This window comes from Janthinobacterium sp. GW822-FHT07H11 (assembly GCF_058798615.1).
Map to the genome: position 1 here is coordinate 1,578,284 of NZ_CM179507.1, position 16,361 is coordinate 1,594,644.

Genomic DNA, 16,361 nt, shown 5'->3' on the forward strand with positions numbered 1-16,361 from the left:
TGGAACTACCAATAAAGGCCTGTTTTGATGTACTTAAACTACAAACTTTGCTTGCCTCCGGGCGCATTCATCCTTTAAGCTTGGCGTCCCATGCGTCCCACTTCATCATTTAAAATCATGAGCGCTTCGTCTTCTCCCGCACTGCCTACTTCCGCCTTCGCCGATGGACCGCGCCTGCTGGCCGACGTAGGCGGCACGAATGCCCGCTTTGCCCTGGAAGTGGCCGCCGGCCACATTACCCTGGTGGAAGTGCTGCCCTGTGCCGATTACCCGAGCCTGTCCGCCGCCCTGCAAGCCTACCTGGCCCTGCCCCACGTGGCGGCTGCGGGCGGGCAGGCCGTGCGCCATGCCATGATCGCCATCGCCAACCCGGTCGACGGCGACTTTCTCAGCATGACGAACCACCACTGGTCGTTCTCGATCCGCGCCATGCGCGAAGAGTGCGGTTTCACGACTCTGGACGTGGTCAACGATTTCACGGCCCTGGCGCGCGCCTTGCCGCAGTTGTCGAGCGAGCAAAAGCACCAGGTGGGGGCGGGCACGGCGCGCCCGAACACGGCCATCGGCCTGATCGGCGCGGGCACGGGCCTGGGCGTGTCGGGCCTGATTCCCTCGCACGGCGGCTGGATCGCCCTGCAAAGCGAAGGCGGCCACGTCAGCTTTGCGCCGTTCAATGAAACGGAAGTGAGCATCCTGCAATTTGCCTGGCGCGAATACGAGCACGTCTCGGCCGAGCGCCTGATTTCCGGCGACGGACTGGAACTGATCTACCGCGCCCTGGCCGACCGCGCGGGCGTGCCGGCCGAAGCCTTGCCGGCGGCGGAAATCACGCGCCGCGCGCTGGCCGGCGAATCCCAGTTGTGCGACGACGTCATCGAAGCGTTCTGCTGCATGCTGGGCACGGTGGCCGGCAACGTCGCCGTCACCTTGGGCGCCCTGGGCGGCATCTATATAGGCGGCGGCATCGTGCCGCGCCTGGGACAGCGCTTCGACCGCTCCGGTTTCCGCGCCCGTTTCGAGCGCAAGGGCCGCTTTGCCAACTATGTGTCGCAAGTGCCCACCTTCGTCATCACGGCACAGTATCCTGCTTTCCTGGGTGCATCGGCCATTCTCTCGGAGAAACTCGCCTCCCAGTGAGGCGCGCAGTCGCGCCCATGTGTCGCGCCATAACCGGGTAAAACATGTGTTTTGCCCGGTTTTGCGCTTTTCCGCTTTTTATCAGGTACAATTGGCATCGTTGGATGAAACGACGCCTGTCGCTTCCCTGCTTGGCTGGTCCGCCGCCACAGGAAAAGCAGCCGCTCCGGAGTTCGTTTCATTGCTGGTTATTTAAGGCCAGCACCATGGATCGCAGGACTTTCACTGCATCCGCAAGTCCCGCTTTGCGCGCATCGGCCAAGGCGTCGGAAAAACAGCCTCAACTAGTAACCCAGCACGGCGTCATCATCGATGTCTGCCATCTGTTACGTTGAAATGAACGTTTTTGATTTCTTTCTCTGCATACGAATTGCAACACACATCCGCACAGAATTGCTATGAATACAATTGAGGCTAAAAAAGTCCTCGAAACCGCGTTGCTGTGCGCTCGTGAATCGCTGTCGATCCACAGCCTGAAAAAGCTGTTCGTCGATGCGGACGAGAATGGCCGCGTGCGCGGTGTCGGCGTCGGTGCCGACACGATCAAGCAGTTGCTGGAAGAGTTGCGGCAAGAGTGGGAAGGGCGCGGCATCGAGATCGTCAGTCTGGCCTCGGGCTGGCGCTTTCAAAGCCGCCCGGAAATGAAGATGTATCTCGATCGCCTGACGCCGGAGCGGCCGCCCAAGTATTCGCGGGCGACCCTGGAGACCCTGGCCATCATCGCCTATCGCCAGCCGGTGACGCGCGGCGATATCGAGGAGATTCGCGGCGTTGCCGTCAATTCGCAGACGATCAAGATGCTGGAAGACCGCGGCTGGGTCGATGCGATCGGCTACCGCGACGTGGTGGGACGGCCGGCCCTGCTGGCCACCACCAAGCAGTTTTTGGATGACCTGGGTTTGCATTCGCTGTCCCAGCTGCCGCCTTTGCAGCAAATCAGCGAAATGCAGGGCAATGGGCTGGAAGCCCTGGAAGTGGCCCTGCAAGAAAATTTTGATAAAGCAACGAACGAAGTTGCCCTACAGCTTGGTGCAGGTAGCAATACGGCTGTGACAGATGTAACAGCAAGCCTTGATGCCGGCCCCGATGCTTCGCCCATGGACGAAGCCTTCACTCACGACCCTGCGCCAGAACTAACGGTTGACGCTGCGCCAGGTCAGCACAGCCAAGAAACGAATAATGAATAATCCGAACACTCCAGAGACAGTTACCGCCAGCGACGAAGCCATCGTTGCCAAGCCCAAGCGCCGCACCAAGGCGCAGATCGAAGCCGATGCGGCAGCCGTTGCCAGCGCGGGCGAAGCCGTCGCGGCCAAGCCGAAGCGCCGCACGAAGGCCGATGTCGCCGCCGAGGCAGTGGCCGGGGCGCCTGTCGCCGCCGCTGCCGAGGCAGCCCCTGTCGTCAAGAAAACCCGTGCCAAGCCTGCCCTGAAGGCCGTCGCCGAGGCGGCCGAAGCGGCTGCCGAGGCGGTTGCCGCCCCGGCACCGCGTCCGCCACGCGCCCGCGCCGCCGCCAAGGCCGCCGCCGCCGAGGTGGAATCCGCACCGGAAGCCGCTGCTGACAAGCCGGCCGAAGCGCGCCCGACGCGCGGTCCGCGCCAGATGCGCGGCGTGCAGGCGGAACGCGCCTTGCGCCAGCCGCCGCGCGCCGAAGCGCCGCAGGCCGCCGAAACCGCTGCTGCAGCGCCGGCCGCCGAGCAGGCTGCCGCGCCGGTCGCCGACGTGTTCGATGCCGAAGGCAATCTCGTGTCCGGCCCGCGCCTGCCGCGCGGTCCGCGCAATGACGTGCCGGGCGCCGGCAAGAATGCCGGCAAGAGCCGCAAGAAGGGCAAGGGCCGCCAGGCTGCGCCAGGCAAGCTCAGCGACGCTGATGCCGTGTTCTCGTTCGTCACCTCCGACGCCTTCGACAGCGAAGAAGGCGGCACGGGCCGCGTGCAGAAAGCGGCCGTGCGCCGCGACCTGACGTCCGACGACGACGCGCCCAAGCTGCACAAGGTGCTGGCCGAAGCCGGTCTCGGTTCGCGCCGCGACATGGAAGACCTGATCATTTCGGGCCGCGTGTCCGTCAATGGCGAGCCGGCCCACATCGGCCAGCGCATCCTGCCGAGCGACCATGTGCGAATCAACGGCAAGCTGATCCAGCGCCGCGTCAGCAAGAAGCCGCCGCGCGTGCTCGTGTACCACAAGCCGGCCGGCGAAATCGTCAGCCACAACGACCCGGACGGCCGTCCATCCGTGTTCGACCGCCTGCCGACCATGAAGGCCGGCAAGTGGCTGGCCGTGGGCCGCCTCGACTTCAACACCGAAGGCTTGCTGCTGTTTACCACCTCCGGTGACCTGGCCAACCGCCTGATGCACCCGCGCTATGGCATCGACCGCGAGTACGCCGTGCGTACCCTGGGCGAGCTGGAAGAGGGCATGCGCCAGAAGCTGCTGGCCGGCGTCGAGCTGGAAGACGGCCTGGCGCAGTTCTCGAAGATCGCCGATGGCGGCGGTGAAGGCATCAACAAGTGGTACCGCGTGGTGATCGGCGAAGGCCGCAACCGCGAAGTGCGCCGCATGTTCGAAGCGATCGGCCTGACCGTGTCGCGCCTGATCCGCACCCGCTACGGCGCCATGACCCTGCCGAGCGGCCTGAAGCGCGGCCGCTGGGAAGAAATGGATGAAAACACGGTGCGCGACCTGCTGACCGCCTACGGCATCGAAAAGAAAATGCCGGCATCGGGCGATCCCCGCGCCGCCGGTGCCGCCAAGGGCCGTGAAGCGCGCAAGGCCAGCCGCGATGACGAGCCGAATGGCAACCGCATCGATGTGAGCAACCGCAACGCCGATCCTTTCCCGGTCGCGCCGCGCCGTGGCCAGCCGCAAGGCCAGTTTGCGCGTCCGCAAGGCCAGGGCCGTCCAGGCGGCACCGGTCGCCCGGGCGAAGCGCGTGGTCCTGGTCGTGGCCAGCCGCAAGGCCCGTTCCAGGGTGGCCAGCCCCGTTCCTCGGCATCGTTCGACGGTGCGCAAGGCCAAGGCCAGGGCCGTCCGCCGCGTGCGGCAGGCCAGGGCCAGGGGCGCCCGGCCGGTGGCGAAGGCCGCGCGCCGCAGCGCGGTCCGCGCCAGCCCGATCCGCTGCAAACGGCCTTTGGCTTTGCCAACACGGGTCCGCGCCGCAATGCGGGCGGTGCCGGTGGCCAGGCGCGCTCCGGTGGCCAGCCGCGTGGCGGCATGGATCGTGGCGGCATGGATGGCATGCCGCGCCGCCGCAGCAAAGGTTAATCGGGAAGAGTTTCTTCTCGCGCGCCCGCTGATCTGCGGCGGGCGCGCGCTCTTGTAACTGTTGTAAGCCGGGCCGTTCCTCGTGTGCGGCATTGCGGCGAAGTTAATAAGAGGTTATAATCTGCAGCCTAATAAAAGTTCTCCGCAGGGTTGTTTGGTGGGGAGTGCTTTCATCTGGTTGGGGAAATACAAGAAGATGGGCAGATGCCCATTTTTTTTTTGTTGAACCGTTTGTGATGGCGCCCGCAGGGGGCCATATATGACAAGAATGCGTGTTTTTGCATGTTGCCGGCACTAAATGCAGTGCCGCGATGCCGAAAACGGGCCTTATTCTGGAGAATTTCTTGCAGCAGTTGGGATTAATTGAAAAGACAGTCACTGGCCTGGGCTACGAGCTCGTTGATGTCGAACGTGCCGAGCGCGGCCTGCTGCGCGTCTTTATTGATTTCAGCGCCGCGGATGCCGCTGAAAAAGGCCCGATCACGGTCGAAGACTGTGCCACGGTCAGTCACCAGTTATCGCATGTGTTGACGGTAGAGAACGTTCCTTACGAACGTCTCGAGATTTCTTCCCCGGGCCTGGACCGGCCGGTGCGCAAGCTGGAAGACTTTGTCCGTTTCGCAGGCCATGAAATCATCGTCAAGCTGCGCGTGGCGATGCCGGGTACGAACAACCGGAAGTCGTTCCAGGGGATTCTGCATGAACCCGTGGGCGACAATTTGTCGTTGGAATTTGAAGGTAAGGATGGTCCGGCGATGTTGGAGTTTACGCTCGCGGATGTGGATAAGGCACGCTTGGTGCCGCAGGTGGTTTTTAAGGGACGCAAAGCATGAGCCGCGAAGTTTTATTATTGGTTGACGCGCTGGCGCGCGAAAAAAACGTCGATAAAGATGTCGTCTTCGGCGCCCTCGAATTCGCGTTGGCGCAAGCCACGAAGAAACGGTATGAGGGTGAAGTAGACATCCGCGTTTCGATCGACCGCGAAACGGGCGAATTCGAATCGTTCCGCCGCTGGCACGTGGTGCCCGATGAAGCGGGCCTGCAATTGCCGGATCAGGAGATCCTGCATTTCGAGGCAAAAGAACAGATTCCCGATATCGAAGTCGATGACCACATCGAAGAACCGATCGAATCCGTCGAATTCGGCCGCCGTTTCGCCCAGGATACCAAACAGGTTGTCCTGCAGCGCGTGCGTGACGCCGAGCGCGAACAGATCCTGGTCGACTTCCTGGAACGCGGCGATTCGCTCGTCACCGGCACCATCAAGCGCATGGAACGCGGCGACGCCATCGTCGAATCGGGCAAGATCGAAGCACGTCTGCCACGCGACCAGATGATCCCGAAAGAGAATCTGCGTATCGGCGACCGTGTGCGTGCATACATCTTGCGCATCGACCGCAATATGCGCGGCCCGCAAGTGATCCTGTCGCGCACCGCGCCAGAATTCATCATGAAGCTGTTCGAGCTGGAAGTGCCGGAAATCGAGCAAGGCATGCTGGAAATCAAATCCGCCGCCCGCGATGCCGGCGTGCGCGCCAAGATCGCCGTCTACACGGCCGACAAGCGCATCGACCCTATCGGTACCTGTGTCGGCATGCGCGGTTCGCGCGTGCAGGCCGTGACCGGTGAACTGGGCGGCGAACGCGTCGACATCGTGCTGTGGTCGGAAGATCCGGCGCAGTTCGTCATCGGTGCCCTGGCGCCGGCGAACGTGTCGTCGATCATGGTCGATGAAGAAAAACACGCGATGGATGTCGTCGTCGATGAAGAAAACCTGGCAATCGCGATTGGCCGTTCCGGCCAGAACGTGCGCCTGGCCTCGGACCTGACCGGCTGGAAGATCAACATCATGACGGCCGAAGAATCGGCCGACAAAGCTGCCCAGGAAACGGCTGCCGTGCGCATCCTGTTCATGGAAAAGCTCGATGTCGACCAGGAAGTGGCCGATATTCTGGTGGAAGAAGGTTTCGCCAGTCTGGAAGAAATCGCTTACGTGCCAATTTCCGAAATGCTGGAAATCGAATCGTTTGACGAAGATACCGTCAATGAACTCCGTACCCGTGCGCGTGATGCGCTCGTGACCGAAGCGATTGCTTCGGAAGAGGGTCTGGAAGGCATGGACGAGGCGTTGGTGGGTCTGGAAGGCATGGACCGCGTCACCGCCGGCAAGCTGGGTCTGGCTGGTATCAAGACCGTTGAAGCATTTGCAGCACTGGCATATGACGAATTTGGCGCAATCCTGGCCTTGTCTGCGGACCGTGCGCGTGAACTGATTACAAGTGAATTTAAAGATGTGACCGACGATGAGATGAAGTTGGTTGACTCGAAATACGACGATCGTGCCAAGGCGCTGCAGGCCAAGGCATGGAGTCTGGCCGAATCCGCAAAGGCTTAATTTGAGTATCTTTATCATCTCCGCGACACATAGAAAAGAGGACTGAATGGCGAGTAACAACGTAGCCCAATTTGCCACCGAACTGAAGATGCCTGCAGATTTGCTGCTGACGCAGCTGCGTTCTGCCGGCGTCGAGAAAAGTTCGACGTCAGATCCATTGTCGAAAGATGATAAGGACAAGCTTTTGGATCATCTGCGCCGCACCCATGGCGCAGCGGCTGACACAGAAAAGAAGAAAATCACCGTGACCCGCAAGGAAACGACTGAAATCAAGCAAGCTGACGCCACCGGCAAGTCGCGCACCATCCAGGTGGAAGTGCGCAAGAAACGCACCTTCGTCCAGCGTGACGAAGCGGCGCCGGTCGCGGCAGAACCGGTCGCGCCTGCCGCGCCGGTGATCGATCCCGCCGACGTGGCGCGCCGTGAAGAAGAAGCCCGTAAACAGGCTGAACTGATCGCCCGCCAGGAAGCCGACCTGCGCGAAAAGCAGGAACGTCTGGCCAAGCTGGACGCGGAAAAAGAAGCCCAGGCGAAAGCCACGCAACAGGCTGAACTTGCTGCGAAGAAAGAAGCTGAAGCGGAAGCGAAGAAAGCGGCCGCCAAGGCTGCCGCCGCGCCTGTCGCCAGCGCCGCCGCGCCTGTCGTCGACGACGCCGCCGCCGAAGCGAAAAAAGCCGCTGCCGCCGAAGAAGCGAAGAAGAAAGCCGCTGCCGCTGCTGTTGCCGCCAAGGAAGCCGCCGATAAAGCGGAAGCCACCGAGCGTGCACGCAAGGCCGTTGCCGACGAAGTCGCCCAGATCAAGGCCATGATGAACGCGCCACGCCGCGCCATCAAGGCACCGGAACCCGTACCGGTTCCCGTCAAGCCGAAGGCGCCGGAAGGCACCCTGCACAAGCCTGCTGACAAGAAACCTGGCGACAAGCCGGGCGACAAGAAGCCTGCTGTTGCAGACAAGAAATCCATCAAGTCGGCCAATGTGTCGTCCACCTGGTCCGATGACGCGAAAAAACGCGGCACCACCGGTGGTCCCAAGCCACGCGGCAATAGCGGCCCGGGCGGCCGTGACAGCTGGCGCGGTGGCGCGAAGGGCCGTCGCCCGACGCACCATGACGACCGTGAATCGAACTTCCAGGCACCGACGGAAGCCGTCGTCAAGGACGTGCACGTACCGGAAACGATCACCGTGGCCGAACTGGCGCACAAAATGTCCGTCAAGGCATCCGAAGTCATCAAGCATTTGATGAAATTGGGCCAGATGTGCACGATCAACCAGGTGCTGGACCAGGAAACCGCCATGATTCTGGTGGAAGAAATGGGCCACAAGGCGTTCGCCGCCGAACTGGACGATCCGGAAGCGCTGCTGGCCGATGTGGGCGAACATGCGCACTTCGAAACCAAGCCACGCGCACCGGTGGTCACCGTCATGGGTCACGTCGACCACGGCAAGACCTCGCTGCTGGACTATATTCGTCGCGCCAAGGTTGCCTCCGGCGAAGCGGGCGGCATTACGCAGCATATCGGCGCTTACCACGTCGATACGCCACGCGGCATGATCACCTTCCTCGACACCCCGGGCCACGAAGCGTTTACCGCCATGCGTGCCCGTGGCGCCAAGGCAACCGACATCGTCATTCTGGTGGTTGCCGCCGACGATGGCGTGATGCCGCAAACGAAAGAAGCGATTGCCCATGCGAAAGCAGCCGGCGTACCGCTGGTGGTGGCGATCAACAAGGTCGACAAACCGGGCGGCAACGTTGACCGCGTGACGCAGGAACTGGTCGCCGAACAAGTCGTGCCGGAAGAATACGGTGGCGAATCGCCATTCGTGCCGGTGTCGGCCAAAACGGGCCAGGGCATCGACGACCTGCTGGAACAAGTGCTGCTGCAAGCCGAAGTGCTGGAACTGACGGCACCGGTCGATGCGCCTGCGCGCGGCCTGGTAGTCGAGGCGCGTCTGGACAAGGGCCGTGGTCCTGTCGCGACGATCCTGGTGCAGTCCGGTACCTTGCGCCGCGGCGACGTGATTTTGGCGGGCTCTTCGTATGGCCGCGTTCGCGCCATGCTGGACGAGAACGGCAAAGCCATCGCTGAAGCCGGTCCTTCGATTCCGGTCGAAATCCAGGGTCTGACGGAAGTGCCGGTTGCCGGTGAAGAAGTCGTCGTCATGGCTGACGAGCGCAAGGCGCGCGAAATCGGTCTGTTCCGTCAAGGCAAGTTCCGCGACGTGAAACTGGCGAAACAGCAAGCCGCGAAACTGGAAAACATGTTCGACCAGATGGCCGAAGGCGAAGTGAAAAACTTGCCATTGATCATCAAAACCGACGTGCAAGGTTCGCAAGAAGCGCTGGTCGGTTCGCTGCAGAAACTGTCGACCTCCGAAGTACGCGTACAAGTGGTGCACGCGGCCGTCGGCGGCATCACGGAATCGGACGTCAACCTGGCAGTCGCCTCGAAAGCGGTCATCATCGGCTTCAACGCCCGTGCCGACGCCCAGGCACGCAAGCTGGCCGAGTCGAATGGCGTGGACATTCGCTACTACAACATCATTTACGATGCGATCGACGAGATCAAATCGGCGTTGTCGGGCATGTTGGCACCAGAAAAACGCGAAACCGTCATCGGCCAGGTCGAGATCCGCCAGGTTATCCTGGTCTCGAAAGTGGGCGCGATTGCCGGTTGCCTGGTCACCGATGGCGTGGTCAAGCGTGCTTCTTCCGTCCGCCTGTTGCGCAACAACATCGTGGTGTGGAGCGGCGAGATCGACTCCCTGAAACGCTTCAAGGACGATGCGAAAGAAGTTCGCGCCGGTCTGGAGTGCGGCCTGTCGCTGAAGAACTACAACGACATTCAGGTTGGCGACACGCTGGAAGTGTTCGAAGTCCAGGAAATCGCTCGTACCCTGTAATCACAGCAGTAATGGCGCGGACATAGTGATGTCCGCGCAAACACGTGGGGCGCATTGGTCAACGGGCAACCGTTTGACCCATGCGCCCTGCGGCACTTAGGACAGCATAAAATCATGGCTAAACATAGCAAAACCATGCCGGCGCGCGGCTTGCGCGTGGCGGACCAGATCCAGCGCGATCTGGCCGAAATCGTCGCCTACGAATTGAAAGACCCGCGCGTGGGCACGATGATCACCATCACCGAAGTGCAGATCACGCCCGATTACGCGCATGCCAAGGTGTTTTTCACGATGTTGAAAGACAGCAAGGAAGCCATCAAGAACACCACCGAAGGCCTGATGGCAGCGTCCGGCTTCATCCGTGGCTTGCTGGGCAAGCGCCTGCACATCCACACCCTGCCGATGCTGCATTTCGTGCACGACAGCTCGACCTCGCGCGGCATGGAAATGTCGCTCCTGATCGACAAGGCCAACGCCACGCGCGCGGCCGACGCCGAGCCCGATGTCAAACCAGAAGCGGACGAGCAATAACAGTGGCCGGTCCGAAGAAACCGCCCGGCATCAAGCGGGTGCGCGACCTGGTCGACGGCGTCTTGCTGCTCGATAAGCCCGTGGGCTGGTCCAGCAACGACGCCCTGATCAAGGCCAAGCGCGTGTTGAACGCGAAGAAGGCGGGCCATACGGGCACGCTGGACCCGTTCGCCACGGGCTTGCTGCCGCTGTGCTTTGGCGAGGCGACGAAGTTCTCGCAGGACTTGCTGGAAGCCGACAAGACCTACGAAACCCTGGTGCACCTGGGGCAGACGACGGATACGGGCGATACCGAGGGCGAAGTGCTGGAAACGCGCGACGTGAACGTCACCACGGAGCAGATCGAAGCCGTGCTGGCGACGTTCCGCGGGCCGATTCTGCAGACGCCGCCCATGTACTCGGCCTTGAAAAGGGACGGCAAGCCCTTATATGAGTATGCAAGGGCGGGCATCACGCTGGAGCGCGAAGCGCGCCCGGTGACCATCCACAAGCTCGAGTTCCTCGGCTACGACGCCCCGTTCCTGAAATTGTCCGTGATGTGCAGCAAGGGCACGTATATCCGCGTGCTCGGTGAAGACATCGGCCATGCGCTCGGTTGCGGCGCCCACCTGAACGCCTTGCGCCGCACGCAAGTCGGCAGTTTGACACTCGATGGTGTCGTCACGCTGGACGAGCTGACGGCGCACGCCGCGCCGTTGAGCTTGCTGGCGCCCGTCGATGCCTTGCTGTCGAGCTTTCCCGCCGTCCAGCTGACGGACGAATTGGCCAAGCGCTTCCTGCATGGCCAGCGCATCGCGCTGGGCAAGGAAGACGTCGCCGTACCAGCCGAACCGGGCAGGGTGCGCGTGTATCACGATGCCAAGCTGCTGGGTACGGGCCAGTTGCAGGAATACAGCATCCTGGCGCCGGAGCGCCTGATCGCGACAGCACATCAATAAGTCACAGCAACGTCATATTACCCAGCGACACTCGTTAAACAGTGTCGCTTTTTTAAACAATCCGTCCCCGACTGCGGGAGCCGCCAGCATTTTTAGATAGCGTTGCAACGCAACATGCTATACTACGCGGTTCCGGAAATAGATTAGCATTCGGGTATCTCGTACATCTTGTACGCACTCCGCAGTTTTTCAGTAACTACTACGACCATGTCAAATACAAAACGCGCAATTCGTAATATCGCCATTATCGCCCACGTTGACCACGGCAAAACCACGCTGGTGGATCAGCTGCTGCGTCAGTCCGGCACCTTCCGTGAAAACCAAGCGGTCGACACCCGAGTCATGGACTCGAACGACCTGGAAAAGGAGCGCGGCATTACGATTCTGTCGAAGAACTGCGCCGTTGAGTACGAAGGCACCCACATCAACATCGTCGACACCCCAGGCCACGCCGACTTCGGCGGCGAAGTGGAGCGTGTCCTGTCGATGGTGGACTCGGTTCTGCTGCTGATCGATGCACAGGAAGGCCCGATGCCGCAAACCCGTTTCGTCACGCGCAAGGCGCTGGCACTGGGTCTGAAGCCTATCGTTATCGTCAACAAGATCGACCGTCCAGGCGCGCGCCCGGACTGGGCCATCAACCAGACGTTCGAACTGTTCGACAAGCTGGGTGCGACCGACGAACAACTGGATTTCCCTATCATTTACGCTTCGGGCCTGAACGGCTATGCCGGCCTGACCGAAGACGTGCGCGGCGGCGACATGAAGCCGATGTTCGACGCCATCCTGGAACACGTTCCAGTACGTGACGACAATCCTGAAGGCCCGCTGCAAATGCAGATCACCTCGCTGGACTACTCGTCGTACGTCGGCAAGATCGGCATTGGCCGCGTCAACCGCGGTACCGTGAAAGTTGGTCAAGACGTGCTGGTCATCAATGGCCCAGGCGCGACCCCGATCAAGGGCCGCATCAACCAGGTGCTGAACTTCAAGGGCCTGGAGCGCGTGCTGGTGGACGAAGCCGTCGCCGGCGACATCTGCCTGATCAACGGTATCGACGAAATCGGCATCGGTTCGACCCTGTGCGCCGTGGACACCCCGGAAGCGCTGCCGATGCTGACCGTCGACGAGCCGACCCTGACCATGAACTTCATGGTCAACAACTCGCCACTGGCTGGCCGCGAAGGCAAGTTCGTGACCTCGCGCCAGCTGCGTGACCGTCTGGAAAAAGAATTGAAAGCCAACGTTGCTCTGCGCGTAGCGCCGACCGACGACGACACGATCTTTGAAGTCTCGGGCCGCGGCGAGCTGCACCTGACGATTTTGATCGAAAACATGCGCCGCGAAGGCTTCGAGCTGGCCGTTTCGCGTCCACGCGTGGTGTTCAAGATGGTCGATGGCGTGCGCCACGAGCCGTTTGAAAACCTGTCGGTCGACGTGGAAGAAGTCAACCAGGGCGGCGTCATGGAAGAACTGGGCCGTCGTCGCGGCGACCTGCAAAACATGGAATCGGATGGCAAGGGCCGCGTGCGTCTCGAGTACCTGATCCCGGCGCGTGGCCTGATCGGCTTCCAGGGCGAATTCATGACCCTGACCCGCGGTACCGGCCTGATGAGCCACGTATTCCATGAATACGCGCCTGTCGACAACACCCGTGGCGAAATGGCTGGCCGTCGTAACGGCGTGCTGATCTCGCAAGATGACGGCGCCGCTGTTGCCTACGCTATCTGGAAACTGCAAGACCGCGGCCGCATGTTCGTATCGCACAATGACCCGGTCTACGAAGGCATGGTCATCGGCATTCACTCGCGCGACAACGACCTGGTCGTCAACCCGATCAAGGGCAAGCAGCTGACCAACGTGCGTTCGTCGGGTACCGACGAAGCAGTGCGCCTGGTACCACCTATCCAGATGTCGCTGGAATACGCAGTCGAATTCATCGAGGACGACGAACTGGTCGAAATCACGCCGAAATCGATCCGTCTGCGCAAGCGCTTCCTGAAAGAGCACGAGCGTAAAAAAGCGTCGCGCGACGCGTAATATGTAATGATGTAGTGCCAACATGGCCTGTGCGTCATGTTGCTTCCAAACCCGCTGCGCCGCATGACACTAACCGGTGATGCGCGCAGCGGGTTTGTCATTTGTGGTTTTTTTTCTTTGGATCAGATAATTTCCCTCTTTGTTTTATTTGCAGAAAGCAATTTTTAAGCTTCAATGCCAACGATATATGCATAAGCGTGATCGCATCTCTCAAAAGTTCTTTAACCAAGCAGCCATTACCTTGACGGTCGCGCCTTCTATCGACGAGGACGAGTTTGATGTCATTAACAATGTCGAGCTTCTAGCGCGTCTTGCCGGTGCGCCTGACGGAAGTCAGATCACGGTGTCACGGGGAGCCGGGGGAGCGGATACTGTCAACTTGCAAGTAAAAAATGCCTTGTTCAAGTACCCGTCAGAGTATTTCATCATCAACAGCGGTGGAGAGCTGCGTTTTGAATTGGCAGTGGACTCTATCTATGTGCGCGAAGAGTTTCAGGATCAAGGTATAGGTGTGCGTTCAGTAATGCTGAGCATTTTCCAGGCAAAAGAGTTGGGATTTCACTCCGTAACTTTATTTGCAGCTGGCAGTGCTACGAATCGTGGCATGTTTTTCGGATACCATGTATGGCCTACTTTAGGCTTTGACGCTCCCCTGACAGGTCAGATATCAGGGAAGCTTCCGCAGGCGCTGCAAGGCTGCGTCCGCCTTTCTGACATCATGCGCACAGACGAAGGACGAGATTGGTGGTACGATAATGGCGTGGCACTCGAACTATCGTTTGAGCTGGAGGGCGATAGTGTAAGCTGGCAGTTGCTGAACGAGTACGCCGAAGGAAAGGGGATCTTATTATGACAAGTAAATTTTTGCAGGCTTTGACGAAGTTAAAACCGTCTTCCCCTGGCAAGGTACATGCTGAGCGTAAAAAGTCGCCAACGAGTCCTCGTGGTGCTGTTGCTTTTCAAGCTGATGTATATCGCGGCAATGGCGTTCCTGCAGTGACGAATGTCCCAAGGGCGCCAGTCGCCGAGCATAAATGATTAAAAGCCACGCAAAACCGTGGCTTTTTTATTTGGACGTGACAAATGGAGTACTGCATGTACTCCTTCATAATAGCGGCCGCTTTTACTGCCGAGTGCGACACCTTCTCCTATGACGTGTCGAAATGCCAGGAACTTACCTGGCAGCCCAAGAGTGCGCGGTAGTGATGGCAATGTACGATGGCCAGTGCAGTATCCGAAATATTGCTCAATACCTTGGCCGTTCACCTAGTTCAATCAGCCGCGAAAGCGTTGGCAATGGCAGGCAGCCTGGTGTTCCACTGTATAATGACGACCCCATCTGTTTTTGCCACTGATCACCATGACCATCATTGACCAGCCGACCGTCGGAAGTGCCGCCGTAGCGGGAACCCTGCCTTCCCGCCGCCTCTCCGTCGCCCCCATGATGGACTGGACCGATCGCCATTGCCGCAAGTTCCACCGCGAAATCACGCGCCACACCTGGCTGTATACCGAGATGGTGACGACCGGTGCGCTGGTCTATGGTGACGTGGAGCGCCATCTGCGCTTCAACGAGGAAGAGCATCCGGTGGCGCTGCAGCTGGGCGGCAGCGATCCGACAGACCTGGCCACCAGCGCCAGGCTGGGCCAGCAGTGGGGCTATGACGAGGTCAACCTGAACTGCGGCTGCCCGTCCGAGCGCGTGCAGAAGGGCGCGTTCGGCGCCTGCCTGATGGCCGAACCGCAACTGGTGGCCGACTGCGTGAAAGCCATGCGCGACGTGGTCGACATCGACGTCACCGTGAAACACCGCATCGGCATCGATGACAGCGAGTCCTACGACTTCGTGCGCGACTTCGTCGGCACTGTGGCCGACGCCGGCTGCAAGACATTTATTGTGCATGCGCGTAACGCCATCCTGAAGGGCCTGAGTCCGAAGGAAAACCGCGAAGTGCCACCCCTCAAGTATGACTACGCCTACCGCTTGAAGCGTGATTTTCCGCAATTCGAGTTCATTATCAATGGCGGCATCAAGACCCTGGACGAAATCGACCTGCACCTGCAGCACCTGGACGGCGTCATGCTGGGCCGCGAGGCCTACCACAATCCCTATGTGATGGCGCAGTTCGACCAGCGCTATTACGGCGACGACACGCCCGTGAAGACGCGCGAGCAGGTGCTCGAGGCGATGATTCCGTATATCAGTGCGCAGCTGGCAAAGGAGGCGGGGCGATTAAAACTGAACAGCGTCACGCGCCACATGCTGGGCCTGATGCAAAACCTGCCCGGCGCGCGCGGCTTCCGCCAGACCCTGTCCGACTCGAAGAAGCTGGCCTCGGGCGATCCGCGTTTGCTGCTGGAAGCGGCGGCGCGCCTGTCGCTGCCCGCGTAATGGACGACTGCCACGGCCTTGCGCGCGTGATCGAGGGCTACCTGCTGGCCGTCAGCGCGCTCAAGGATGATGGCAGCCTCTTCGGGTGTACCTATCTGGGCGCGCAGCCGCCGCAGGCGTCCCTGGACGCGCTGTGCCGCGCGCTGAAAATAGCGCCGGACGGCTTGCGCCTGCAGCCGCTCGGGACAGTCGCGTGCAGCGGCGCCTTGTGCACGCCGCGCCAGTGGCTGCTCGAGCGCCTGAACCCGATGAGCGAGGCCGACCGCCGGCCGCTCGACGCGCGCCTGTTCGACGGTTTCCAGCGCGAACTGGCCGAACTGCTGCGCGGCGAGCCCCGCTGGTATCAACTGGTATCGTCTGGCCAGCGCAGTCTGGCCGCCCAATTGGGCGCCATCTGGAGCGTCTTTGTCTTTGGCACAGAGCGCCACGCCTATGTACTGCATTGCAGCTGGGACCGCTGACCTAAGTTGTCTATACCGCCGCCCCTGCGCACTGGTATTGTCCGTACTCCCCCTTCCTCTGAGCACCTCCCCCCAAACGATGCAATATGGCTAGGCCATGTGTTGTAAATGCGCTGTTTCGGCGCACGCCCGCACTGCCATGGGGCATTTCTATGGGGCAAGAATCGGCGTTGTTGCCATTTCCCCGAAGAAAGTTAATCTGCCCTTTATTCAGGTACTTATTGCTTGCTTTGAGGCAAAATTTACACCTATAATTGATTATAGACAAATATTTCTCATATGAATGTTTGATGTTGAT

General features: G+C 60.5%; 13 protein-coding genes. All 13 read left to right on the top strand.

All coding sequences use genetic code 11. The features are described 5' to 3' along the window. Positions 1-90: 90 nt before the first annotated feature. Complete coding sequence (locus tag AC3RCJ_RS06965; RefSeq protein ID WP_492959192.1) at positions 91-1,137, top strand: glucokinase; 1,047 nt, start codon at positions 91-93, stop codon at positions 1,135-1,137. Between the two features lie 398 nt (positions 1,138-1,535). Then, entirely contained in the window at positions 1,536-2,324 is a 789-nt protein-coding gene (gene scpB, locus AC3RCJ_RS06970) for an SMC-Scp complex subunit ScpB (RefSeq protein WP_492959190.1), read from the top strand. Next, complete coding sequence (gene rluB, locus AC3RCJ_RS06975; RefSeq protein WP_492965278.1) at positions 2,317-4,401, top strand: 23S rRNA pseudouridine(2605) synthase RluB; 2,085 nt, start codon at positions 2,317-2,319, stop codon at positions 4,399-4,401. The genes scpB and rluB overlap by 8 nt, the downstream gene beginning before the upstream one ends. A gap of 344 nt (positions 4,402-4,745) precedes the next feature. Further along, positions 4,746-5,234: a ribosome maturation factor RimP gene (rimP, locus tag AC3RCJ_RS06980; protein WP_076569239.1), complete on the top strand. Its 489-nt coding sequence runs from the start codon at positions 4,746-4,748 to the stop codon at positions 5,232-5,234. Beyond that, positions 5,231-6,796: a transcription termination factor NusA gene (gene nusA / locus AC3RCJ_RS06985; protein WP_492960258.1), complete on the top strand. Its 1,566-nt coding sequence runs from the start codon at positions 5,231-5,233 to the stop codon at positions 6,794-6,796. Before rimP ends, nusA begins: the two co-directional genes overlap by 4 nt. Before the next feature lie 46 nt (positions 6,797-6,842). Beyond that, positions 6,843-9,701 (top strand): translation initiation factor IF-2, encoded by a 2,859-nt coding sequence (gene infB / locus AC3RCJ_RS06990; protein ID WP_076569133.1) that lies wholly within the window; start codon positions 6,843-6,845, stop codon positions 9,699-9,701. Positions 9,702-9,815: 114 nt separating this feature from the next. Beyond that, on the top strand, positions 9,816-10,232 hold the full coding sequence (gene rbfA / locus AC3RCJ_RS06995; RefSeq protein ID WP_035825200.1) for a 30S ribosome-binding factor RbfA: 417 nt from the start codon (positions 9,816-9,818) through the stop codon (positions 10,230-10,232). 2 nt (positions 10,233-10,234) lie between these two features. Continuing rightward, complete coding sequence (gene truB, locus AC3RCJ_RS07000) at positions 10,235-11,170, top strand: tRNA pseudouridine(55) synthase TruB (protein WP_492960261.1); 936 nt, start codon at positions 10,235-10,237, stop codon at positions 11,168-11,170. Between the two features lie 207 nt (positions 11,171-11,377). Continuing rightward, positions 11,378-13,210: a translational GTPase TypA gene (typA, locus tag AC3RCJ_RS07005; RefSeq protein ID WP_492960262.1), complete on the top strand. Its 1,833-nt coding sequence runs from the start codon at positions 11,378-11,380 to the stop codon at positions 13,208-13,210. 187 nt (positions 13,211-13,397) lie between these two features. Further along, positions 13,398-14,063 carry a GNAT family N-acetyltransferase gene (locus tag AC3RCJ_RS07010; protein ID WP_492960264.1) on the top strand — a complete coding sequence of 222 codons (666 nt, stop codon included), beginning with the start codon at positions 13,398-13,400 and terminating at the stop codon, positions 14,061-14,063. A 310-nt stretch (positions 14,064-14,373) separates the two neighbouring features. Then, positions 14,374-14,565: a helix-turn-helix domain-containing protein gene (locus tag AC3RCJ_RS07015; RefSeq protein WP_492960266.1), complete on the top strand. Its 192-nt coding sequence runs from the start codon at positions 14,374-14,376 to the stop codon at positions 14,563-14,565. A gap of 5 nt (positions 14,566-14,570) precedes the next feature. Beyond that, complete coding sequence (gene dusA / locus AC3RCJ_RS07020) at positions 14,571-15,602, top strand: tRNA dihydrouridine(20/20a) synthase DusA (protein WP_492960268.1); 1,032 nt, start codon at positions 14,571-14,573, stop codon at positions 15,600-15,602. Next, entirely contained in the window at positions 15,602-16,063 is a 462-nt protein-coding gene (locus AC3RCJ_RS07025; RefSeq protein WP_492960270.1) for a hypothetical protein, read from the top strand. The genes dusA and AC3RCJ_RS07025 overlap by 1 nt, the downstream gene beginning before the upstream one ends. Positions 16,064-16,361 lie beyond the last annotated feature (298 nt).

Coding starts and splice junctions, on each gene's coding strand:
- AC3RCJ_RS06965 (WP_492959192.1), top strand. CDS start 91: ATGCGTCCCACTTCATCATTTAAAATCATGAGCGCTTCGTCTTCTCCC.
- scpB (WP_492959190.1), top strand. CDS start 1,536: ATGAATACAATTGAGGCTAAAAAAGTCCTCGAAACCGCGTTGCTGTGC.
- rluB (WP_492965278.1), top strand. CDS start 2,317: ATGAATAATCCGAACACTCCAGAGACAGTTACCGCCAGCGACGAAGCC.
- nusA (WP_492960258.1), top strand. CDS start 5,231: ATGAGCCGCGAAGTTTTATTATTGGTTGACGCGCTGGCGCGCGAAAAA.
- infB (WP_076569133.1), top strand. CDS start 6,843: ATGGCGAGTAACAACGTAGCCCAATTTGCCACCGAACTGAAGATGCCT.
- rbfA (WP_035825200.1), top strand. CDS start 9,816: ATGGCTAAACATAGCAAAACCATGCCGGCGCGCGGCTTGCGCGTGGCG.
- typA (WP_492960262.1), top strand. CDS start 11,378: ATGTCAAATACAAAACGCGCAATTCGTAATATCGCCATTATCGCCCAC.
- AC3RCJ_RS07010 (WP_492960264.1), top strand. CDS start 13,398: ATGCATAAGCGTGATCGCATCTCTCAAAAGTTCTTTAACCAAGCAGCC.
- AC3RCJ_RS07015 (WP_492960266.1), top strand. CDS start 14,374: ATGCCAGGAACTTACCTGGCAGCCCAAGAGTGCGCGGTAGTGATGGCA.
- dusA (WP_492960268.1), top strand. CDS start 14,571: ATGACCATCATTGACCAGCCGACCGTCGGAAGTGCCGCCGTAGCGGGA.
- AC3RCJ_RS07025 (WP_492960270.1), top strand. CDS start 15,602: ATGGACGACTGCCACGGCCTTGCGCGCGTGATCGAGGGCTACCTGCTG.